Genomic DNA, 990 nt, shown 5'->3' on the forward strand with positions numbered 1-990 from the left:
CGGAGCCGTGTGCGGCGACGCGCTCGCCGTCGTACTCATGGAGCGCTCCGCACCAGGGCGGACGCGGGTCCCGGGACGGACGCGCCCGCCACCGCCTCCGTGCGGGCGCGCGGGCGCACCAGGAGCGCGAGGCCGCCGAGCAGTCCGCCCGCGCACCCGCCGACCAGGGTCGTCACGCCGGTGGAGAGGGACGCGGGGGCGTTGGGCGGCAGGGCGCGCGAGAACGGCAGCAGCTTGATCCGCGTGCTGTCCTTGGCGTGGTTGGCGCTCGTGGCCAGCGACCGCGCGACGGCGTTGGCGGTGATCGCCGCGGACGACGGCTTGTCGGTGGTCGCCGAGACCGCGATCATCGGCGCGTCCGGCGACGTGGCCACCTGCACCTTCTCCTGCAGCTCCGTGGGCGACATGCCCGCCGCCACCTGCGCGTCGCCCAGCACGGCGAGCTGCGTGGCGACCCGGCCGTACGCCTGGGCGAAGCCCAGCGCCGTCGCTGGGTCCGCCTTCTCCTGCGGCACGGCGACGACGTAACTCGTGGCCGTGTACTGCGGGGTCTGCAGCACGCCGTACCCGGCACCGGCCACGGCGCCGAGGACCGCGCAGGCAGGCAGGGCCCACCAGCGGGGGAGCCGCGCGGCACGGGCTCGCAGGGCGAGGGTGCGCGGGCGTTCGTTCACGGAGTCGCTCATCGAGGGGTCACCTCCAGGGTCGTGCCGGGGGCAACTGAGGCGTAGACACCCATCAGTTGGTCGGCGCTTCGGCTGATGCTGTAGTGCCGCACCGCGGCCGGTGCCTCGCGGTGCGGCGGGACGTCGCCGCGCAGGCCGTGCNNGCCCTCGACGGCCGGGCACGACGCGTACAGCACGGGCAGCCCGCTCGCCAGGCCCTCCACGAGCGCCAGGCCGAACGCCTCCTCGGGGGAGGGGGAGGCCAGGGCGTCCATGGCGGACAGGAGCGAGGGCAGGTCCGGCGCGCCGCCCGCGGCGGCGGCGT

The 990-nt window shown here is 76.4% G+C and carries 1 protein-coding gene and 1 pseudogene; both read right to left on the minus strand.

The window, feature by feature from the left end; all coding sequences use genetic code 11:
• Positions 1-35: 35 nt before the first annotated feature.
• The gene (locus AOK03_RS37125) at positions 36-686 is read right to left on the minus strand and encodes a Wzz/FepE/Etk N-terminal domain-containing protein (RefSeq protein ID WP_055569782.1); all 651 of its coding nucleotides are present in this window, start codon (positions 684-686) and stop codon (positions 36-38) included.
• 143 nt (positions 687-829) lie between these two features.
• Positions 830-990: pseudogene (locus AOK03_RS44560) on the minus strand (glycosyltransferase); the annotation flags it as partial.

This window comes from Streptomyces atriruber (genome assembly GCF_001418325.1).
In the GTDB taxonomy this organism is placed as follows: Bacteria; Actinomycetota; Actinomycetes; order Streptomycetales; family Streptomycetaceae; genus Streptomyces; species Streptomyces atriruber.

Coding starts and splice junctions, on each gene's coding strand:
- AOK03_RS37125 (WP_055569782.1), bottom strand. CDS start 686: ATGAGCGACTCCGTGAACGAACGCCCGCGCACCCTCGCCCTGCGAGCC.